Genomic DNA, 22,066 nt, shown 5'->3' with positions numbered 1-22,066 from the left:
TTGGGGTGTCTCCACGTGTCATGACCGTTAGCGTGAGCCGATGACGAACTCGGCGTCACCGCTGACATCGGCCTTCAAACCGCTGCCGCCGCCGTCAATCAGGCGCCCGCCGACGGCCACCTTGCCGGTGCTGGAAATGCTCGCCGAACTCTGTAGCAGATTGCCCGTAGAGAGCGGCCGTGAACTCAGCTTGCTCTCTACCCGCAGCCCCGAGAAACCGGCACTGGCCGAAGCTCCGGCGCCAAGCGACAGGGACGCCGATGCGCCGCCACCAAGGCTCAAACCGGCTCCTGCACCGACTCCTCCACCGGCGCTGACACCCAAACCCGCGCCACCACCGACGCTCAGCCCGGCGCCGCCGCCCGCGGCGAAGGCTGCCGCGGGCAGCAGGTTCGCGCTGCCCCCGGCCGAGCCCGCCGCCGACGCAGACGCTGAAAAACCACCACCCGCCGACGCTCCGACGCCAGCCGAGAAGCCGGCGCCGACCGAGGCACCCGCCGAGAAACCGACACTTGCCGAAGCCCCTACCGCGAGTCCGCCGCCGGCGCCAAAGCGCAGGCTCGCCGCGCCGTTGGCCGCTGCAATGCCGCGCGCGGCACGCGGGTCGCCGGCCTTGTTGGCCGCGCCCTGGGCACCACCGAGCGGTCCCTCGTCGTCAGGAACGACCACCGGTTCGGGACTCAGCTCGCCATCAACCGAAGCACGGTCGCTGCTGGTGCCGCCCTCGAACGTGACGTCCTGACTCGACAGCGTGAGGTTGATCGACGAGCGCAGCGGCAGGCCGCCAGCGGCGAAGAAATCGATCGTCTCCTTGTACTGCTCGACCATGCCGGTGAAGGCATAGGCGCCCCAGCTGAACTTCACCACCGGCGGCACTTTCTTGCTCTGGCCCTCGGGTACGGGCTGCAGGAGCTGCGCCATCTTGTTGGTGGTGATGCGCACGTCCTCGCCGGTGTCGGTGCTGTCGAAAACCACGTCCATGGTCAGCTTGGCCGTCGTCTGACTGACGTACTGCTTCTTCTTGGCGCCCTGGCCCTCTTCCTTGAGGGTGTTGGAGACCGTGTGCTGCAGGCTGGCCGGATTGAAATGCACCGGCACAGTCACTTTGGGACCAGTCATGGTCTCGAAGGTGGCGGGGGTATCGACCAGGTCGTCGGGAAATTCGGGCATGGCCGGCCTCAGCTGACGAGCACCAGGCCCTCGTGGGCCAGATGCAGTTCCTCGATGCCGATCTCGCTGCCCTTGGCGTTGAGGTCGGCTGCCTTGAACTTGACCGGCAGCGCCCGGCGCAGCGCCCAGCGCACCACCGGCTGATCGGCGCTGTTGCGCATCTCGATCTCGACCTGCAGGCGGTAGGCATAGGCGCCGGCACCCACTCTGGCGAACCAGTTCCACAGGTCGCGGGTGTCGGTCATGCCGCGCTTGAGCACCACCGTGGCGAAGCTCACCTGGCCGGCACGTTGCACCGCGCCGTAGTTGCTGCCGCCGACCTTGATCACCTTGGGTTCCATGGTCGCTTCGAGCCCGGTGCACTCGGAGAAAGCGCCCTGGCACAGGGCCAAGTCGTCGCCACTCGGATTGGCCAGCGATTGCTGGCTGAAGTTGACGTGGAAGCGAAAGACGTGCAAGGGGATGTCATTCATCAGGCCACCTCGCGCAGCGCTTCTGCCAGCGCTGGTGCGGCGCCGCCACCGGTGAGGTCGAGTACCACGCTGATGCGCTCGACCGCCGCCACCGGCAGGATGCTGACTTCGGCGCGCAGGCGGCCATTGTCGAGATCGTTCTGGCTCATCGTGCTGCGATCGCAACGCACGCTGAAGGCCTCCTCCGGCGAAGCGCCACCGAGCGCGCCCTCTCGCCAGAAGGCGGTCAGCAAGTGCCCGAGTGTGCGCTCGATGCGCTGCCAGAGAGCCGCTCCGCTGGCCTCGAAAAGTGCCGCTTCGCCGGTGCGCCGGACAGCTCGCAACAACGCGCCCATTAGCCGGCTGACACCACCGGCCCGCCAGGCTTCGTCAGCGCTGGCAGTAACGTCCGAGTGCAGCACCCAGCCCACGGGCGACGGAGCAATCACGCACACGCGGCGCGCAAGGCGGTCGGACGGCGTCGCGGCGATGCCGCTCCATGCGAGAACCGGTTCGCTGCCGGAAACCGCAGCCAGCGGCGTGCCAGCGACCGAACGAAACGTGCCGCGCGCCAGCGCGTTGATCGCCAGCAGGCCGGCGAGCAGCCCCTCGGGTGCCTCGAGCGCGCCTGGCAGGTCGGCGCTGTGGCTGGTTCTGAGCCACGGCCAGGCCAGTTGTACGAAAGCGCTGGCCGCGGCACGGCCGCCATTGCTGCTGTCGGGTTCCACGAGCACGCCGGCGTTTTCCAGGTAGGCGTGGAAATCGGCCTGCGCCCAGGCCTCGGCATTGCGCGCGTTCTGCATCGGCAGCGGCAGCGCGGCGACGAGAAGCATCTCGCGGTGCAGCCGGGCAAGGCGCTCACGGGCAGTGCCAAGGGCATTGCGCCAGGCAAGGAAGCCTTCGTCATTGGCGCGCGGCGGCGCCAGGTCGCGCAGTCCGACTTCCTGCTCAACCGCTGCTACGGTGTTGCTCGAACACTCGACGAAGACCTCGGGCGAGTTGGGCGGCTCGACCGCCACGTCGACCATCGCCGGTTCGGTCGCGCAGATATCGGCCAAATCCGGCAGGCACAGCAGCGTCACCTCGGGCAGGCCGGAGAGATGACCAATGCCGATCCAGCTGGCCGGGTCCATCGGATCCGAAGCATTGGCCAGAAGCGCCGCCAACCGCGTCGACCGCTGCGCCGCGCGATTTCCGGCGGCCTCGAGGTAGGGCCAGGGATCGCCGCAGCGCACGATCAGGGCGCGTCGCCCGCCATTGGCAAAGAAGCTGCGCACCGCGGCGCCAAGATAGCTGGCGCAGAGCCGCTGCTCGCTGCCGACCGGCTGCATGACAGGCCGCCTATCCCAGGCAAACAAGGCGTCGAAGGCGTTCCAGCTTTCGACCACCACCGGCAGCTGCAGCAGGGCCTCGACCTCCACCGCCGGGCGCGCCCAAGGCCCGTCGATCCAGCGCGCCTCGACAAGTGCCGCATGCACGCTGGCTGGCAGGGCGGTCGCCCGTCGTCCGACGTAGCCCACGAAACAGGCGACATCGACCCGGTTCGGGTCCGGCGCGACGGCCGGCGGCGCCAGTTCGAAGGACAGACCGTTCATGCCCGCTCCGCCGCGAAGAAGCCGGGTTCATGCGATACCGCCAGGAGGCGTGTGCGCTTCATCGCCGCAGTCTCGCCTAGGCCTGGATCTCGAAGCCTTCAGCGGCGAGGACGATCTCTTCCATCGCCACGTCGCCACCGCCCTTGCCAGCCAGCGTCGGGCCGGTGTACTTCATCGGGATGCAGCCGCGCAGCAGCCAGGTACGCACCGGGTTGTGGGCTTCGTCGAGCAGCGTTACGGCGACCGTCCGCTGCGCCGCCGGGCCGGCGGTACGCGTTTCCTCGATCCACGCCCACAGGCTGTCGAAATTGACGATGCCACGCTTGAAAGTGACGTCACTGACCTTGTGCACGCCAGCCACCTTGCGCACATGGTTTTCCTTGTCGCTGCCGGCGCGATATTCAGCGACGGTGACCTCGGTACCAATGCCGGAAACGTCGGAAAAACCGCCAAAGTCGTCGCTGCCGTCAAAATTGACGACGAAATTGAAAGCGCCATAGGGTGTGATTCGCTCAGCCATGGTTTAGTCCCCCTCGCTCAGGCACGGGCATCGGCGGTTTTCTGGCCGATGCGGAAGATCACGAATTCGGCCGGCTTGATCACCGCCACGCCGATCAGGCAAACCAGGCGACCGTTGTCGAGGTCGTTCTGGGTCATGGTGCTGCGGTCGCAGCGCACGAAATAGGCTTCCTCGGTCTTGCTGCCAAGCAGCGCACCATTGCGCCACTCGTTGTAGAGAAAGTCGGAAATCGTCTGTCGAATGTTGGCCCACAGCCGCTCGCCGTTGGGCTCGAATACCGCCCACTGGCTACCGCGGTCGATCGACGACTCGAGGTAGTTGAAGTAGCGCCGCACATTCACGTACTTCCACTCGGGATCGGACGAAGCCAGGCGCGCGCCCCAGACGCGGAAGCCGCGACCCGAGAGATAGCGCAGGCAATTCACGCCGATCGGATTGAGCATTTCCTGCTGGGCAAAGTTGATGTCCAGTTCGAAGCGCAGCGCGCCGCGTACCACTTCGTTGGCCGGCGCTTTCCAGACCCCGCGCTCGACATCGTTGCGCGCGTAGATGCCGCTGACGAAGCCCGAAGGCGGCAGCGCCAGTTCGCGCGGGATGTCCTCGCGGCCTGGCCGGGCCAGCGGATTGGGCACCACGACCCAGGGGTAATACACCGCCGCGTAGCGCGAATCGATGAGGCCACGCAGGCTACGGGCCTGGCCGGGTGTCTGGTCGCGCGGCAGGTCGAGCACTGCGATGCGGTAGGCGCGGCGCGATTCGGCGTGCGAGATCAACAGGTTATTGATCGCCTGTGCCTCGGCGTAGGCCGAGGAACCGGGCGCAGCGACAATCGAGATGTCTTCGAGGCCGGACAACTCACCCAGGGCGAGTGCGTAGTTGGCAGCGACCGGCGCAGCGCCGTCGCCCCCGCCGATCAGCGCAATCACCCGCTCGAGTTCGCCGGCGGCATTGGTGACGGCACCTGTAAACAGGGCGTTGCGCAACTCCAGCGCGCTGACGTTGGCGCCAATGGTGATCGCGAACATGTTCTGCAGATGATCGGCGCGGCGTGCCGGGGTGGCCGACATCACGTGCCCGACCCAGGTCGGATGGCTGCGATCGAAGCCAAGCCCCTCGAAGCTGAGGTCCTCGTTGTCATCGTCGATGGCCACCACCAGCAGGCTGACGATGCGCGGCGTGTCGGCTGCCAGCGTGGCCGCCACTTCAGCGGCAGCGCTGGGGTCGGTGGCCGGATGCCAGTTGTTGCCAACCTTGAGGTGGAAGGCGGTGCCGCCGCCAGCACCAGTGACCAGCAAAGTGCCGGCCGGCGCGTTGCTCATCGCCGTCGCGGCCACCGGCGCGCGTTGCTCACGCACCACCACCTGGCCGTTGCCGAGACTGCCGGGGAAACGCGAAACGAAGTGCACCGCCTCGTCGGCGGTGTTGCCATCCGGGGTCACCTGACCGCTGGCGGTCGTCGCCCCGGCGCCGACTGCGCGCGAGACATAGAGTCGCGAACCGCCCTCGTTGTAGAAGGCGCGCACGGCGTGAGCGAGGTAGTTGGTGTCGGGCGAGGCGCCAGTGAGCGCCAGATCCGAGATACCTCCGTAGATGCGCTCGAAGTCGCCGAAGCTGGTCAGCAGTTCGGGTACTTCCTGGGCATCAGTGCTGGCACGGAATGGCCCTTTGCGGGTAGGCCCAGCGAACGCGGTGGTACTGGTGCCGACGCCCTCGATTGACTTGGCGCGGAAGCTGGTTTCCTCGACATAGACGCCGGGAGCTAGGTACTCGGGCATGGCAGGTCTCCTTCGATCGAGCGTGCCGGGCCATGAATGCCCGGATTTCGGACTCGCTGCTTAATGTGAAAGTCGCGCACGCGACTCACGAACCTCCCTTCTCCCTTGCGGGAGAAGGGTCAGGGGAAGAGGGGGTCGGTCATGGCGCTCATGATCTGGTTTGTCTCCACTGTCATGACCGTTAGGGCAGATCAAGGCCCAGGTTGAGATTCAGGGCGCCCCGCGCGGCGAGGCTGATGTTCTGCTGCGTCGTCGCCAGGGCTTCGCGACGGCTTTCGAGATCAGCCGGGTCCACCAGCGGCGTCGCTGTCGGCGGGCGACCGGCACGGACATCGGCGATGGGCGTACGCGTGCCCAGCGCCGGGTCGAAATAGACTTCAACAGTGGCCGCGATAGTGGTCACCACCACCGCGTCCTCGTCCTCCGACCAGGTGGTCACCGGCACGCCGACCACCGGCACCAGCGCCTCGCCTCGCCAGTCGCTCATGCCGCGCGCGAGCACCGTGGCCCCGGCCAGTACGCGCAGCAGCGCACCGCCCAGGGCTGCGCCGTCGGCGTTGTCCGTGATGCTGGCGCGCACGGCCGTCCAGTTGGTGCCCAGCCCGGCCGCAGCACTCGGGTAAAGCGGGATGTCCACGGCCACGAAAAGCGAATTGCCACCCACCGCCTGCGGATCGCGCGGCAGCGCGATGCTGGCCAGTCGCGGCAGATAGTGCCCACCGGGATCACGTAGCGTGATTGCCAACTGCTCGCTGCCCGGCGCAGGTAGGGCCGGTGGCCCGTCAAAGGCCGCTGCGTGCGTAGGCAGGCGTGACCATTCGTGGATCACGTAGAGGCCGCTGCGATTGCGCGCAATGCGCGCGCCCACGGCAGACGCTTCGAGCCGGCCGCGCAAGGCGATACCGGTCGTTCCATCGACCGGCCGCAGCGCACCGAGCACCCGCCACTCAAGGCGTTCGAGTTCGTGAAATTGACGAACGACGCTCACGACACCTCCTCGCCGAAGGCAAAACGCCCGCTAACCACCGGACGGAACTGCGCGTCGTCGCTGTCCGGGTCGATGCGTACCAGTCTCGCCACGTAGGACACCGACAGTCGATAGGACGGCGTGACGGCATCCCAGATGCGCATCAAGTCCTCGGTGGCCAACTCCGAGGGCACGATCTGGATCACCTCGTCGCCCGCCCACCCGGCATCGGGAGTCAGCGACGAGGCATCGAGCACCGGGAATTCATGCAGTTGCCGCAGCGCCCAGGTGAGTGCTACCTGCTCATCCTGTGGCGTCATGCCCCAGCTGCTCATGAGATAGTGCAGATCCAGCCCGAGGGGTGCGAGGCGGCTGTCGGAAGCGCGCAGGTGCGCGCTTTGCCGGGAGTGCTCATTCACCGCGAGGCGATAGAGAAACAGCGTGATGCGATTGCGCTCTTCGCTGTCGCTGGCCAATTGTCCGGCGCTCACCAGTTCGAAATCGCAGGCCGGCAAAGCACGACCACCGATCTCCGCTGGATAGGTATTGCGCAGGAAAGTCGCAATCGAACTCCCCACCGAGTGCACCCCGAATACGTTGGCCATCGTCCTCCCATTGGAAGTTGCCTGCTTCGCTTGCTACGCTCTCCGCCAGCCTGCACACCGGGCAGTGCTCCGCCCAATTTTTCACAAACGTCCTGCCAGTGCTCAGAAGCAAGCCTCGTGCCAGTTACAGACGGCAAATTAACTGCATGTATCGACAGCTGTTTCTGGGAGGGCTTGGCGACGAAGCGAGCAAAGTGGGTCTGAAACGACCCGCTGCGTCAGCAGTTCCGGGAACACCCTACTCGCCGCCAGGTACTCGGCTCGCCGCCCCAATGCCGTCAATACCGTTCGCCAGCGACCGGAGCGATGACTGCAAGGGCAATGGGTAGAATTTGCCCCGGGTGGGTCAGCTTTGCCCCACCGGCCACGAGTCACTACGCCGCCAGTGGACACGCGGCTAATTAAAATCAATGACTTATTTGCCGCTAACGCTTACCGAAGGCATCTTGGCGCGCAGATAGACGACATGGTGATCGGCGTTCTCGCGGCGGCGCACGAGACCTTGCGCTTGCATGCGCAGGAGAGCCGCTTCGACGCACTGAGCATCGACCCGCCAATGCCTGGGCAGCCACCATTCGCAGATACCATCAACGGTGTCAGCCGCATCCGGATGGCTATGCAGGTAACGCAGGATGGCGTCTACCACTTCGCTGGTGCGTGGCTGCGGCCGCATGGACTCCCTTCCCTGAGACGACATTCATCTGAAAGCAATGTTCGTGCTATGGGCAAGACGCTCGCGGCAAGCGATGGCGCTCAGCGAAAGGGAAAGTGGAAAGGTGGCAATAAAAGTGGATCAGCGTCGCCTGCACACGTCGCGAAAACCGCCTTGGCGGCTCAGGCGCAGGAAGGCGTCTGCCGCAGCGCAGCCGACGCAAGCGTGCTGCGCGTGGAAGTCAAAGACAGTTCAGGCGTGCCGAAAATCATCGGGCGCGATGCCGTGCTTCTTGAGCAGCTTGCCGAGCGCGCGCCGCTCTTTGCCGGCCAGACGGGCGGCGCTGGAAACGTTGCCGGCGCTTTCCGACATCAGGCGCAACAGCTGGCCGCGCTCGAAAGCCTGCAGCGCCTGCTGCTTGGCAGCGTTGAAATTGAGGGTCGTCGGACTCGCCAGGCGACGATCGGCTTGCTGTCGGCGATCGTTGTCAGGCGCGGTTTCACCGATCCGGATCTCCGGCTCGTCACACAACAGAAACTCGCGCTGGATACGATTCTGCAGCTCGCGGACGTTGCCGGGCCAGGTGTAGGCAAGCAACCACTGGACGGTATCGGGGTGCAGTGCCTTGATCGCCAGGTGGTATTGACTGGCGGCTTCGGCAATGACGTAGCGCGCCAGCAGCAGGGCGTCCTGGCCGCGTGCGCGCAGCGGCGGCACATGTAGCTCCATGGCCGTGAGGCGGTAGTAGAGGTCGGCACGAAACGCGCCCCGTTCAATCGCTTGCGGGAGATCGCAGTTACACGCCGCGACAACGCGCACGTCGGCGTTTTCGACCAGGCTGCCACCCAGGCGACGGTACTGACCGTCCTGCAGAAATCGCAACAGGCTGACCTGCGCCTTGGCGGTCAGTGCATCCACTTCGTCAAGGAACAGGGTGCCCCCCTGCGCCTGCGCAATCAGGCCGATCTGGCTCTCGCGCGCATCGGTGTAGGCACCTCTGGCGTGCCCGAAAAGCTCGTTTTCGACCAAGTGATCGGGCAGTGCGCCGCAATTGACCGGAATGAACGGTCGGTCCCGACGTCTGCCCTGATAGTGAATGGCACGCGCAGCCATTTCCTTGCCACTGCCGGTTTCGCCGCTGATCAGGACGGTGGTGTCGTAGTCTGCGACCCTGGTGAGAATCGCCAGCATCTCCCGGAAGGCTATCGATTCGCCAATGAAACCACGGTCTTCAGGCAACTTGCTCATCGTCCGTCTCCCCATCGGGGCGCCTGCGTAGGCGCCGAATCGCTCAAGATCGAGGTGTCAACCTAGCAAACGACCTCGGCTGCAGTCCAATAGACTCTGTGAATGCTTGCCGGGATGGGAAGCAAGCCATGGCACATCTGCCCCACCGGCAGTTAGCCGCCAACACCACATTCTTCCGCAGCAGCGTCATCGCCGACAAGCTGTTCGTCCTCTTCAAGCATTCAGCCCCGGGCACCGACTGGCAGCGTCACAAAGTCAGCACACCCGTCGCTGGGCCTCGCCTAGCCACAGTATCGCGCCGCGGACGCTGCAGCGTACGCTATCCGGACGCGGTCAACAGGCCGGAAAAAATCCCATCGCCGGGTTACGGTTCTACAATACGCTTGCCATGTCGCACCTTGCATCCCCAACTCGTCCCGCAGGCAGCCCTGACGACCGCTCAGGCCGCCTCGTCCTCGCTTGGCTTGGCTATATCGGCCTGGTCGTCTACGGCAGCTTGGTACCAATGAATTTCCACCCGCTCCCTCTCGATCAGGCCTGGGCAGCTTTCCAGCAGCTACCGATGTTGAAAATCGGCGCGCAGGGACGGGCCGACTGGGTGTCCAACGGGGTGCTATACATACCGGTGGGTTTCTTGACCGTCGCCTTGTTTCCGCGCGGCAGAACGCGACTGGCGCAGCTGCCCTTGCTGGTCGGCGCGGCGCTTTTCTGCGCTGCACTGGCCCTGGCTGTGGAGTTTACCCAGTTGTTTTTTCCAGCACGCACGGTGTCACGCAACGACGTGATCGCGGAGTGCATCGGCAGCGCGCTGGGAATCATGGCCGCGTGCTACTGGTCCGCCGGGTTCCTCAACATGCTCAGCGCCCTGGCCGGGAAGCTAGGCCAACTGAGCACCCGAGTGTTGCAGTTCTATGCCATCGGCTACTTTGCGTTCAGTCTGTTCCCCTTCGACTTTCTGCTGTCGACGACAGAACTAGCCGCAAAAATCGATTCTAGTAGCTGGGGTTGGTTTCTTTCCCAGCAAACCATGGACCGGGGGGCGATCATTTTCACGGCCAAGCTGCTGGCCGAAGTGCTGGCGGTGATACCCCTCGGATTAATGTTGGGCAACTTCAATGCGGCCAGGCAACAACCGGCGACCCGTCATGCGCTGCTCTACGGGACACTCCTCGGTCTCCTAATTGAAGTCGCGCAATTCCTGATTTTCTCAGGCGTCAGCCAGGGCGCCTCACTACTCACCCGTGCCGTCGGGATGTATGGCGGCGCGCGCCTCTGGCGTGACCAGGGGCGTTGCCTCGAACTGCAACGCCAAGCGGCAAAAACACGGCTGACGCTGCCACTCGCTGCACTCTATCTACTTGCTCTGGTTGCAGTAAACAGTTGGTTTGATCGTCCATGGCACGGCCTCGACCGCGCCAGCAGTGTGCTCACCGAGACGCACTGGCTGCCCTTCTACTACCACTACTACACTACCGAGCAGGCTGCCCTGCTCAGCTTGGCGTCGGTGGCGCTGATGTACGCCCCCATCGGGGTCCTCGCCTGGCTACGCCGCTGGTCGCCGGCGGCCGCTCTCTGGTGCGCAGCCGTGGTGGCAAGCGGCATCGAAACAAGCAAGCTTTTTCTCACCGGCCTTCACCCTGACCCGACCAACATCCTGATCGCCGCGGTCGCCACCTGGTCGGCAAGCTGGCTGCTCCGGCGCCTGCAAGCGGCTCCGACGCGGAATGCGGCCACCGACTTCCCCGGCGATGCGCGGGCCTCTGCGTCCACGGCGCAGCCCGAAGCCCCGCCGACCGCGCCTGCCACGGTAGCCAACGACGGCCGCCCGCCCGCACGCGCCTGGTTTGCCCTGACCGTTACCGTGCTGCTGGCGGCCTGGATCGTCATCGACTTCCCGTACCACCCGCTGCTTCTTGCTTTGGCGCTTCTCGCCTACGCTGCAGCGCTCTGGCGCAACCCGCGCCTGCTCTGGGCCGCAGTTCCCGCGGCCATTCCGCTGCTCGATCTGGCGCCGTGGAGCGGGCGTTTCTACCTGGACGAATTCGATTTTCTGATCATCGTCAGCCTGGTCGTTGCCTATGCCCGCGTTCCGCCAGCGCCGCGAAACCAATACCGTGACGTGGTGGGGTTTGCGGTGGCGTGCCTGATCGCGGGCGTATTCGCCATCGGCACGCTGCGCGGCATGCTGCCTCTGACGCTGCCCGATGCCAACAGTTTCAGCAACTACCACAGCCCCTACAACGCACTGCGTGTCGCCAAAGGTGCCTTCTGGGCGCTGCTGCTCTGGGCACTGATGCCACGCTTTGCCGCCGGGGGCGTCGACATCCGCATGCCCTTTGCGCGCGGCATGGTGCTGGGCCTTGCCGGAACGGTTGCCGTGGTGATCTGGGAACGCCTGCTCTTTCCGGGGCTCTTCAACTTCACCGACCACTACCGGGTGACCGGGCCGTTTTCCCTGATGCACACCGGTGGTGCCGCCATCGAGACCTACCTGACCGCGGCGCTGCCTTTCGCCGTGTTGCTCACCGTGCAGTCGCGCGCGCTCGCCGCCCGTCTAGGCGGCGGCCTGCTGCTTCTGGCGAGCGGCTACGCGCTGGCCGTGACTTTCGCGCGCGCGGGCTATGCCGGCTTCTCGGTGGCGCTGATCATCATCTGCCTGGCTGCCTTCCTGCCACGGCGGCCAAGGACTTCCCGCACCGCGGCAAGCGATTCCTCGGCACCAGCGGCGCAACTCCAGCCCGCCAGCGACCTGCGCCTGGGCAGCCCGAGAATCTATCGCTGGGCGGCGCCGCTGCTCCTCATCGCCGTGCTTGCCGCGGTCGCCGCACCGATCTACAGCGGCTCCTTCGCCAGGGAACGCCTGGCGAGCAGCGGCTCCGACCTGGCCGTTCGCCAGGCTCACTGGGCCGATGCCCTGGCCATGCGCGACCCAGGGCTCCTGACCGCGCTATTCGGCGTAGGGATCGGCCGCTACCCGGAAACCCACTACTGGCGCAGCAGCGAGGACAAGGCGACCAGCTACCGCCTGGAGAGCGAGGGCGACAACCGCTTCCTGCGCCTCGGCACCGGTCAGCCGCTGTACATGGAGCAGTTCGTCCGCATCGAGCCCGGCCAGGAGTACCTGCTGCGCCTGGACACGCGCAGCGCGCAGGCGGGCGGTCAACTCTCGGTTTCCCTGTGCGAGAAACTGCTGCTGACCTCGAGACGCTGTGTGAGCGTCACCACCCCCGCGCAGGGAGGAAACTGGCAGCAGCACGAACTGCGCTTGAACAGCGGCGAGGTCGGCGGCAACGCCTGGATGGCGATGTCGCCGGTGAAACTCTCGCTCCACAACGCCGCGGGGATTCGCGTCGATGTCGACAACGTTCGCCTGCTGCAGCCCGACGGGGAATCACTGATCGCCAACGGCGACTTCGAACAGGGCCTGGATCTGTGGTTCTTCGCCGTCGACGTGCATTGGCCCTGGGATATCGCGAGCATGCCGGTGGGCATCCTGTTCGACCTGGGCTGGCTCGGCCTGCTCGCCTTCGCCGTGCTGCTGGCACTGGCGATCAAGCGGACAGGCAGCCGCGCCTGGCGGGGAGACCTGCTGGCCGCAGCCACCCTGGCGGCGCTGGCGGGAGTGCTTATCATCGGGACTCTGGGCGCCGTCATCGACACGCCACGCTTCCTGCTGCTCTTCCTGCTGCTGACCTGGCTGGAATGGGGTGGCGAGAGGTCTCCGCGCCGCAACGGCGTGCTGCTAAAGCCCGTGCCCGAGTTAAAGCAGTTGGCCGGCATCGCCAAGGGCGCACGCACGGCAGCTTACCGTGACCGCCAAGACAGCGACTGATGAACCTGCAACGGTCATTTCGAGTGCTTGCCCGCGGTAACACTACTCGCCACGGCCGATCAGCCCTGACCTCACACCGTATGAAAAAGCCCCGTTGGGCCGGCCGCCCAGGCGGTTCCCCTCACATTGCGCAAGACAAGCGATGCGCGGTGGCACTTTGATGGGCTTACCAAGACCGCCGACTCTATGAGAACATACGGCCCTCGCCGGTGGATGCGCTAGCGACGAGCGCCACGCTTCTCGGCTGCGAAGCACTACCAACAAGACCGCTGGCTCCGTTGGCTCCGGCCGGCGGAGATCCGGACCCGCTTCATGGCGGCAAGACCACAAACTCGGAATCAGCGATGAAAGACATGCTTTCCGGCCAGATCGATCTGACCCGCTTGCTGGACCCGGCGTCGGCGGCCGATCTGATCGCCTCTCTCGACCTGTGCGGCGCTCTGACTGCGCGTGATGCCACTGCCACCTGTGCGATGACCGGATCGCCGCGTTTCCTGAACGAGGACGACGCCAGCGTCGCGCGCCAGGCCGGCCGGGCCGCCGGCCTGCTCAAAGCCTGGCAGGAAAGCGGCAGCGAATTGTGTGCCCGCATCGGCGGCAGCTACGCCTTTGCCATCGTCGATGCGAAACGCGAATGCGTCTTCCTGGCCGTCGACCGCTTCGCGGTCCACACGCTCTGCTATCGCGTCGATGAGCGTACGCTGGCTTTCTCCGACCGTGCCGACTGCGTCCCGGGCGGTAGCGACGAGCTCGACCCGCAGGCGATTTTCGACTACCTGTACTTCCACATGATCCCGGCACCACGCACGATCTTCAAGGGCGTACGCCGGCTGCCAGCGGCTAACGCGCTGCTCGTCGACCGCCAAGGTGTGCACGAAATTCGCCACTGGCCGCTGCGCTTCGACGAGCACCACCGGCAACCCTTCGCGGCGTCGCGCGACGCTTTCCGCAAGCTGATCCGAGAGGGCGTCAGCGACGAGATTGTCGGCCACCAACGCGTCGGTGCCTTCCTCTCGGGTGGCACCGATAGCTCGACGATCGCCGGCATGCTCTGCGAGGTCACCGGCCAGGCGGCACCCGCCTACTCGATCGGCTTCGCTGCCGACGGCTATGACGAAATGGAGTATGCCCGCCTGGCGGCAAAGCATTTCGGATGCCAGCACCACGAGTACTACGTGACCCCGGCCGACCTGCTGGCCAGCATCCCGGCCGTCGCCCAGCATCACGATCAACCGTTCGGCAACTCCTCGGCCCTGCCCGCCTACTACTGCGCCAAAATGGCCGCCGCAGACGGCTGCAGCAAAATGCTTGCCGGCGACGGTGGCGACGAGCTTTTCGGCGGCAATTCGCGCTACGCCACGCAGCGCCTGTTCGAGTTCTACCAGTCGGTGCCGGAAGCCCTGCGGCAGCGCATCGAGCCGCTCTGCTCGGACGACAGCGTGCTGCGGCGCATCCCGGGCCTCAAGCAGGCAACCGGCTATGTCCGGCATTCGCGCATACCCATGCCCGATCGCCTGCAGAGTTTCAACCTCATCATGCAGCTCGACCCGGCGAAGGTGCTGACTGCCGACTTTCTCGCCCAGGTCGATCTCGGCGAACCGTCGAAGCATATGCAGGCAACCTGGAGCGAGTGCCGGGCGCCGAGTCTGATCAATCGCATGCTGGCCTACGACTGGCGCTACACGCTGGCCGACAGCGATCTTCCGAAAGTCCGCGGCGCAACCGAGATGGCTGGACTGGCCGTCGGCTACCCCTTGCTAGCGGACCGCCTGACCGATTTCTCGATGGCCCTGCCCAGCAACTGGAAACTGCGCCGCTTCAAGCTGCGCTGGTTCTTCAAGGAAGCACTACGCGGCTACCTGCCCGACAAGATCATCACCAAGTCGAAGAAAGGCTTCGGACTGCCTTTCGGCGTATGGGCGACGCGCGATCCCGCGCTGCGGAAACTCGCCGAAGATTCGCTGCACAGTCTCGCCACGCGCGGCATCGTACGACCGGACTTCGTTCAGCGGCTGATCAAAGAGCATCTTTCCGAGCACCCTGGATATTACGGGGAGATGGTATGGATCTTGATGGTGCTCGAACAGTGGTTGCGTGGCCAGGAAACGAGGCGAGCTACCGAATAGCGCTGATCGCCAGTTTTCACGCCTGCGCGAACAATTTCACAGTCGATACGGCGCTGGTCGCTAGAATCGGTGCCTCCTACATGATCACCACCACCCCAAAAACATGACCGATGCCAACCTGCTTGCCGAGCTGATAGAGCACGCCGCGGCGCGCAATCCTGCAGCCATCGCACTCAGCTACGGCAAACAATCAATGCCTTACGGCGTGCTGCAGGAATCTATCGAAGGTCTTGTCGGTGGCCTCGTCGGTCTCGGACTACAGCGCGGCGAGCGCATCGCGATCTACCTGGAAAAACGCTTCGAGACAGTCATCGCCAGCTTCGGGGCAACGGCCGCCGGCTGCGTCTTCGTGCCACTCAATCCGCTGCTCAAGGCCGATCAGGTCGCCTACATCATGCGCGATTGCAAGGTACGGGCACTGGTCACCTCCAGCGAACGACTGTCCTTGCTCGCCCCAACAGTTGCTTCGTGCCACGATCTACGGCACGTCATCGTGACCGGCAGCGGCCCCCTGCCAGCCACGGACGCTCCGCTGGCCTACCTGCGCTGGGACGAGCTGCTGCTCGCCGGCGGCCGCAGCGGTCACCGGGTGATTGACACCGACATGGCGGCCATCCTTTACACCTCGGGCAGCACCGGCAAGCCGAAAGGCGTCGTCCTGTCGCACCGCAACATGGTCGCCGGCGCAAAAAGCGTCGCCAGCTATCTTGACAACAATGCCGACGATACGCTGTTGGCCGCCCTGCCCTTGTCTTTCGATGCCGGCTTCAGCCAGTTGACGACCGCCTTCCACACTGGCGCGCGCGTCGTTTTTGCTCAACTACCTTTTGCCACGCGACGTACTCAAGACGCTGGCACACGAAAAAAGTCACCGGGCTGACGGCGGTACCACCGCTCTACATCCAGCTCTCGGAACTCGACTGGCCAGCCGAGATAAGTGAGCATCTGCGCTACTTCGCCAATACCGGCGGACGCATGCCGCGCGAGACGCTGGCCAAGTTGCGCGCCCACCTGCCGAAGAGTAAGCCTTTTCTGATGTACGGCCTGACCGAAGCCTTCCGCTCAACCTACTTGCCGCCGGAAGAAGTTGACCGGCGCCCCGATTCGATCGGCAAAGCCATCCCCAACGCCGAAATTCTGGTCTTGCGCGAAGACGGCTCGGCCTGTGCAGCGCACGAACCCGGCGAACTTGTCCATCGTGGCGCACTGGTCGGCATGGGCTACTGGAACGACCACGAAAAAAACGGCCGAACGCTACAAACCGCTGCCGGCCAACACGCCGGGGCGTGATGCGGGTCTGGTGCTCCCGGAGATTGCGGTGTTCTCCGGCGACACGGTGCGCAGCGATGAAGAGGGATTCCTCTACTTCATCGGTCGTCGCGACGAAATGATGAAAACATCCGGCTACCGGGTGAGTCCGACCGAAGTCGAGGAAGTCCTCTACGCGACCAGGCTGGTCGGGGAATGCGTCGCTTTCGGTGTCGACCACCCGACGCTCGGGCACGCCATTCAGGTGATCGCCACCCCTGGCACTGGCGGCACGCTGGATACCGCAGCGCTGCTTACCGAATGCCGCCGCAGGATGCCCGCCTACATGGTGCCGGCCGGCGTCACGGTTCGAGCCGGACCCCTGCCACGCAACCCGAACGGAAAAATCGACCGCAAAATGCTGGCCGGCGAGTTTCTTGCGAACGCAGCGCTGACAGCAGACGCCGGCAAACTCGACACCTGCATCGAAGGAAGCCGCAAGTGACTCAACTCCAGCGCCCCCCCCCCAAGCCACGCGCCGATGCGACAGTTCCCGATCAGGGACGGCGAACTCGTCGTCGGCGGAATGCCGCTGACTCGACTGGCGGCCCGTGTCGGACAGACGCCTTTCTATGCCTACGACCGCGGCTCGCTGACCCGGCGCGTCGCCGAACTGCGGGCCGTGCTCCCGCCGGCCTTGAAACTGCACTACGCGATGAAAGCCAACCCGATGCCAGCGCTGGTCTGCCACATGGCGGGACTGGTCGACGGCATCGACGTCGCGTCGGGCGGCGAACTCAAGGTAGCCCTCGACGCGGGTGCAAATCCGCATGAAACGAGCTTCGCAGGCCCTGGAAAACAGCGCACCGAGATGCAGCAGGCAGTCGCCGCTGGCATCCTCATCAATATCGAATCGTTTCGCGAAGTGCGGGAACTCGCCGCGATCAGCGACCAAACAGGCGACCGGGCACGCGTCGCGGTGCGCGTGAACCCTGATTTCGAGCTGAAGAGTTCGGGAATGAAAATGGGCGGCGGCGCCAAGCAATTCGGTGTCGACGCCGAGCAGGTCCCCGAACTGCTGGCCGAAATCGGCCGTTCGGGACTGAACTTTGAGGGCTTCCACCTGTTTGCCGGATCGCAGAACCTGAAACCCGAGGCGATTGTCGAGGCGCAGGGCAAGAGTTTCGAACTTGCCTTTCGACTGGCGGCGGCAGCGCCCTCGCCGGTCCGTTTCCTTAACCTCGGCGGCGGCTTTGGCATCCCCTATTTCCCCGGCGAGCAGCCGCTGGATCTGGCGCCGATTGGCGCCGCTCTGGCGACCATCGTCGATCGCGCGTCACACGAGCTCCCGGAAGCCGAGCTGGTGCTCGAACTGGGCCGCTACCTGGTGGGTGAAGCAGGCATCTACGTCACCCGCATCGTCGACCGCAAGATCTCACGCGGGCATTGCTACCTGGTCGCCGACGGTGGCCTGCACCACCACCTGTCCGCCTCGGGTAACTTCGGCCAGGTGATCCGCAAGAATTACCCGGTCGCCATCGGCAACCGCATGGCATCGAGCGAACGAGAAACGGTATCGGTCGTCGGCCCGCTGTGCACGCCGCTCGATCTGCTGGCCGACCGAATGGAACTTGCCACGGCTGAACCAGGCGATCTGGTGGTCGTCTTTCAATCGGGCGCGTATGGCTTTACCGCCAGCCCGCAGGCTTTTCTCGGACATCCGGCCTGCGTCGAGGTGATGGTATGAGCGCAGTGCTGCCCAGCCAACGGCTCGCGTCACGAGTTCTTCGCTGCGTCTCCTGCCTGCAGAACGGCCAGCCTTGAAGTTCTTCCACTTTGATCCAGTGCCCTGTGCTTACCCCAGGCCACGCATACCTCTGCTACCCAATAACCCCGTTCTTCCATCGCTGGCGTTGCGGCGCCCTGTACCGAGCGAGCCCGGGAGACTCAACCATTTCAGGCATTTCATGCGCGGCCGATATGCCCTTGGCGAAGCGTACAGACTCGCCTCTCTGGATCGCCTGGGAGCCCTTCTCGCACCCTCTTATCATTGTGTGACGATGCTCGACCCGGCCTTGGCTCTGGGTGCGGAAATTCATCTGTACCCTCTCCATGCAGACCTTTCCCCTGACCTGGTCGCCCTGGACAGGCTTTTTACCCGCATCCGGAAGCCCGTCAAAGCGCTTTTGGCAACCCACTACTTCGGCATCACACAGAACTTTTCAGGTTTGCGGGAGTGGTGCGTCGAGCGCGAGATCGCCCTGATCGAAGACTGTTCGCACGTCCTGTTCACCGAGCGCTTCCGCGCGGCTGGCAGCGGCATCGATGGCCATTTCGTGGTATCCAGTCCGTACAAGTTCTTCCCTTGTGCCGATGGCGGATTGCTCTACGCTGCTGACGCGCAGCTTCTCGACAAGGTGGCGACCAACTCGGCGAGCCTCAGCGAAGAGCTGCGGGGCATTAAGCGTATTATCGAAAGACGCCAATGCAAGCAACTTTCGGCCAGCGATAGCGCGGCGATCGACTCGCAACTCGCCTTGATTAGTGCCAAGCACGCAGCCGCGGGCAATGACGAAATGGTCGAACGCTCGGCTCCGTCTGCCTTTTTTTTCAGACGATTCAGTCGCCAAGGGCTCCCTGCGCAGCTCGCGCTTTGTCATTGACCATTCAGTTGTCGACGAAAACATCCGGCGCCGACGCGAGAATTACGATCGCTGGGTACAGAGCACAGCTAACCTCCCAAACTGCCATGCACTATTCGCGGTGCGGCCAGCAGACTGTGTGCCCTACATGTTCCCGCTGCACATCGAGCGTCCAGCGACCCATTTCCATTGGCTGAAGCAGCTTGGGGTGCCGGTCTGGCGCTGGGACGAGATGGCCGACTCCAGTTGCGGAATCGCTCGGGACTATCGCCTGCACCTGCTTCATTTGCCGTGCCATCAGGCGCTCACCGACGATCAGATGGACTGGATGACTACTGCCCTCGACAAGACCCTGCGCCACACTAGCAAGGGAGTTCAGTGATGGGATGGGAAGTTCACGTCGCCAAAACGGCTTTCGCGCAATTTGCCGACGAATGGGATGGACTGAATACGAGGCTGTACGACGGCCACCCCTTTGCCGACAGCCGCTTTATAGGGCCTCTCGTAGATCATTTCGGCGACGGTAGCGTACGTCTATGCATTCACCGGACGATTGATGGCATTTCCGCAGCACTGCTCCTTTGTCCGAATGCCGTTGGCCGATGGTCAACTTTTCGCCCATCCCAGAGGCAGGCAACGATCGTCTTGTTAGAAGACTCTCGCCTACTGGAAACGCTGTTGGACGCACTACCTGGGAGGGCGTGGACGATAGAACTACACGCCGTTGATCCGCGCTACGCTCCAGACTTCTCGCAGCTGGCATTGCCACAGATTTTTTACTCGCACGCGCGCACCATAGGGGTTGGGCAAGGCATTGCGTTCAGCAATTACTGGGAAGGACGCTCTAAAAATCTTGCGAAGAATATTCGCCGCTATTGGCGGCGAGCGGAAACCGAGTTTGGCCTCCCTCGACTCTCGAAGCTTGTCAACGTGGCAGATATGGACCTCGCTTTGGAACGCTTTGGCGCACTGGAGACCGATGGTTGGAAGGGAAAGGCGGGGACAGCCGTTTCGTACGACAACGAGCAAGGCGCCTTCTATCGCCAAGTCCTACGTCGCTTCGCAACGACGGGCCAAGCAGCAGTCTTCGAGCTGCATATTGGCAATAGCCTGGCTTCGTCTCGCCTTGTAATTAACAATCAACATATGACGATTATCCTTAAGACGGCCTACAACGAATCCCTGGCGCGATTCGCCCCGGGCCGCCTACTGCTCTATCGCCTCATCGAGCAACAGCTCGAGCTCCCCGCCAAACGAACGATCGAGTTCTACACCAACGCGACAAGCGATCAGAAAGATTGGGCCACGTTCGCCTGCACTATTCAGAACATCCAGATATTCAGAAACCCACTGACCGCTACCGCATTTTCCGTCCTGAGGGCATTTCGGCAGAATCTTCGCAGCCTCCGCCATGGCGCAGAAAACAACGACTCGCTGAGCGACAGCGTCAAGAGCTACAGCAGCATCGAGGCCTTCAAGGAAGAACAGTACGACTTGCGTGACTTCTCGCCCGAGAATCATCTTGAAGTCTCTCTTGCCTGGTTCGAACTGCTCGAAAAGCACGTGTACGCGACCGATCCGGGAGTGCGTTACTACTTTACGAGCGAGAAGAAGGCCCCTCAGGTGATCCTGCCTCTGCGCTTGACAAGCAAGGGGCCAGTCAAGACCATCCACTCGCTGAGCAACTACTACAGCTCGCTATACGCCCCGCTCGTGAGCCCTGAGGGCGACCTGCTTGATCTACAGAAACTGCTCGCCGCGGCAGTGCACGACCACGCAAACGCCCATGTGATGGATTTCGCCCCCATGGATCCAGAATCAACGGCATACAAGGCGCTTCTCAATGCCCTAAAGGCGAATGATTGGATCCCGTTTCGCCTGTTCTACTTTGGCAACTGGTACCTCAGGGTTAACGGGTCGTGGGAGGACTATCTAAATAAGCGTAGCGCCAACCACCGCAGTACAATCAGGCGAAGAAGCAAACGCTTTGCGGCTGAAGGGGGAACACTGGAAATCGTAACAACGCTTGATGAGACTGAACAGTGCATCGCTGACTACAACGACGTCTATTCGGCAAGTTGGAAGAAACCAGAACCTCATGGCGACTTCATGCCCGCTCTGATCCGCCAACTCGCATCCATGGGCATGCTCCGTCTCGGTTTTGCCAGGATCAATGGGCGCACCATCGCGACACAACTCTGGATCGTCGATCAGCACAAGGCCAGCATCTACAAAGTGGCATACCGGGAGGATTCCGCCTCGTACGCGCCGGGAACCGTGCTTACAGCACACCTGATGCGGCACGTCATTGAGCATGATCGTGTTAATGAGGTCGACTTCCTGATCGGCGACGACGCTTACAAGGGCGCCTGGATGAGCGACCGCCGGGAGCGCTGGGGAATTGTGGCGTACAACCCGGCGACCATGGTCGGATTGGCTTTGCTGATCAAGGAAGCGCTGGGACGGCTGGCCAAGTCGCTTGCCAGAAAATTGCGCGGTGGACGCTCGATAACCGACCAGCGCCGTCCGCCCGCCCGCTGAGCGCCCCCCCGCGCAGGGCCTGACGCATGGACCTCAGGAAAGTGCACGCACGCTTCGTGCACTTGTCAGTCGCATGAATGCCAACGCGGCAAGCCCGCAAAATGCAAGTCCCTGCCAAAGGCAAGCGTAGTTCTGGACTAAAGCCTACCTACGGTGACGCGCATTCTCTCGCTGCGACGACACTCCAGCCAACGCTTTCTATTGAGCACCACTCCACTGAAGGCGCATTGTTTTTAAGCTGGCTATCAAGGGCAAGAATGACTTCTCACGGGTTTAGGTCGTTTCCTGTGGAACGGGCAAGAACGGGGCGAAGGGCGAGGCGGGCAAATGAGTGAGCTTCCCAGCGATAAGGTAGGCCATGGCGATGAAGTTTTCGACGCGGCGATAGCCGCGCGCCCGTGCGCGCGCCTCCTGGAGCGATCGATTCATCGCTTCGACGCGGCCGTTGTGTTTGCCGGCGTTAAAACCGTTGAGTACGCCAGGAAGATGCTTGCTGATCGTCCTGCCGAGGCGCTTGAATGGTTCGAGTCGGCAGCGGCTGGCCCAGCTGAGCCAGCGCTTGAGCAGGGGCGTGGCCTCGTCAGGTGTCGTGGCGGTGGCGTAGATGGAGCGCAGCGCCTGCTTGATCCGCCAGGCCCGTGCGGTCTTGAGGTTCGAGCGCTGCAACCAGTGCATGGTCTCGGTTTGTTTGAC

At 63.8% G+C, this 22,066-nt stretch carries 16 protein-coding genes and 1 pseudogene; 7 read left to right on the top strand and 10 right to left on the bottom strand.

All coding sequences use genetic code 11. The annotated features are described in order from the left end of the window. Positions 1 to 27: 27 nt before the first annotated feature. The 9 genes from E4Q23_RS10575 to E4Q23_RS10535 all read right to left on the bottom strand — a co-directional run bounded on the left by E4Q23_RS10575 (position 28) and on the right by E4Q23_RS10535 (position 8,984). Positions 28 to 1,170, bottom strand: coding sequence for a hypothetical protein (locus E4Q23_RS10575; RefSeq protein WP_169066607.1), 1,143 nt, complete (start codon positions 1,168 to 1,170; stop codon positions 28 to 30). Between the two features lie 8 nt (positions 1,171 to 1,178). Continuing rightward, a complete protein-coding gene (locus E4Q23_RS10570; RefSeq protein ID WP_169066606.1) occupies positions 1,179 to 1,643 on the bottom strand; it encodes a phage tail protein in 465 nt (154 codons plus the stop codon). Further along, entirely contained in the window at positions 1,643 to 3,217 is a 1,575-nt protein-coding gene (locus E4Q23_RS10565) for a phage tail protein (protein ID WP_169066605.1), read from the bottom strand. The genes E4Q23_RS10570 and E4Q23_RS10565 overlap by 1 nt, the downstream gene beginning before the upstream one ends. A gap of 76 nt (positions 3,218 to 3,293) precedes the next feature. Next, the gene (locus E4Q23_RS10560) at positions 3,294 to 3,737 is read right to left on the bottom strand and encodes a phage tail protein (protein ID WP_169066604.1); all 444 of its coding nucleotides are present in this window, start codon (positions 3,735 to 3,737) and stop codon (positions 3,294 to 3,296) included. A gap of 17 nt (positions 3,738 to 3,754) precedes the next feature. Then, entirely contained in the window at positions 3,755 to 5,512 is a 1,758-nt protein-coding gene (locus E4Q23_RS10555; protein WP_169066603.1) for a phage tail sheath family protein, read from the bottom strand. Positions 5,513 to 5,693: 181 nt separating this feature from the next. Next, positions 5,694 to 6,500 carry a hypothetical protein gene (locus E4Q23_RS10550; RefSeq protein ID WP_169066602.1) on the bottom strand — a complete coding sequence of 269 codons (807 nt, stop codon included), beginning with the start codon at positions 6,498 to 6,500 and terminating at the stop codon, positions 5,694 to 5,696. Then, positions 6,497 to 7,084, bottom strand: coding sequence for a DUF4255 domain-containing protein (locus E4Q23_RS10545; protein ID WP_169066601.1), 588 nt, complete (start codon positions 7,082 to 7,084; stop codon positions 6,497 to 6,499). The genes E4Q23_RS10550 and E4Q23_RS10545 overlap by 4 nt, the downstream gene beginning before the upstream one ends. A gap of 415 nt (positions 7,085 to 7,499) precedes the next feature. Further along, positions 7,500 to 7,757, bottom strand: coding sequence for a hypothetical protein (locus E4Q23_RS10540; RefSeq protein WP_169066600.1), 258 nt, complete (start codon positions 7,755 to 7,757; stop codon positions 7,500 to 7,502). A gap of 231 nt (positions 7,758 to 7,988) precedes the next feature. After that, positions 7,989 to 8,984 (bottom strand): sigma 54-interacting transcriptional regulator, encoded by a 996-nt coding sequence (locus tag E4Q23_RS10535; RefSeq protein WP_169066599.1) that lies wholly within the window; start codon positions 8,982 to 8,984, stop codon positions 7,989 to 7,991. 505 nt (positions 8,985 to 9,489) lie between these two features. On the opposite strand from E4Q23_RS10535, the gene E4Q23_RS10530 reads away from it, so the two are divergent. The 7 genes and pseudogenes from E4Q23_RS10530 (at position 9,490) to E4Q23_RS10500 (ending at position 21,373) form a co-directional block, all read left to right on the top strand. Then, a complete protein-coding gene (locus tag E4Q23_RS10530) occupies positions 9,490 to 12,816 on the top strand; it encodes a VanZ family protein (protein WP_169066598.1) in 3,327 nt (1,108 codons plus the stop codon). A 344-nt stretch (positions 12,817 to 13,160) separates the two neighbouring features. Continuing rightward, positions 13,161 to 14,942, top strand: coding sequence for an asparagine synthetase B family protein (locus E4Q23_RS10525; RefSeq protein ID WP_169066597.1), 1,782 nt, complete (start codon positions 13,161 to 13,163; stop codon positions 14,940 to 14,942). Between the two features lie 103 nt (positions 14,943 to 15,045). Beyond that, a pseudogene (locus E4Q23_RS10520) lies at positions 15,046 to 16,695 on the top strand (acyl-CoA ligase (AMP-forming), exosortase A system-associated). A gap of 36 nt (positions 16,696 to 16,731) precedes the next feature. Then, complete coding sequence (locus tag E4Q23_RS10515) at positions 16,732 to 17,937, top strand: pyridoxal-dependent decarboxylase, exosortase A system-associated (RefSeq protein WP_169066596.1); 1,206 nt, start codon at positions 16,732 to 16,734, stop codon at positions 17,935 to 17,937. 220 nt (positions 17,938 to 18,157) lie between these two features. After that, positions 18,158 to 18,853, top strand: a complete 696-nt coding sequence (locus E4Q23_RS10510; RefSeq protein ID WP_272873665.1) for a DegT/DnrJ/EryC1/StrS family aminotransferase — start codon at positions 18,158 to 18,160, stop codon at positions 18,851 to 18,853. 118 nt (positions 18,854 to 18,971) lie between these two features. Continuing rightward, entirely contained in the window at positions 18,972 to 19,214 is a 243-nt protein-coding gene (locus tag E4Q23_RS10505) for a hypothetical protein (protein ID WP_169066594.1), read from the top strand. Next, complete coding sequence (locus E4Q23_RS10500) at positions 19,214 to 21,373, top strand: GNAT family N-acetyltransferase (RefSeq protein WP_169066593.1); 2,160 nt, start codon at positions 19,214 to 19,216, stop codon at positions 21,371 to 21,373. Before E4Q23_RS10505 ends, E4Q23_RS10500 begins: the two co-directional genes overlap by 1 nt. A 273-nt stretch (positions 21,374 to 21,646) precedes the next feature. Here the strand turns inward: E4Q23_RS10500 and E4Q23_RS10495 are convergent. Further along, the coding region (locus E4Q23_RS10495; RefSeq protein ID WP_211203715.1) for a transposase at positions 21,647 to 22,066 on the bottom strand (420 nt) is incomplete at its 5' end.

This window comes from Candidatus Accumulibacter phosphatis (assembly GCF_012939955.1).
GTDB lineage: Bacteria > Pseudomonadota > Gammaproteobacteria > Burkholderiales > Rhodocyclaceae > Accumulibacter > Accumulibacter delftensis.
Note: the sequence above shows the minus strand (reverse complement) of the source record. Positions and strands in the feature narration are given on the sequence as shown.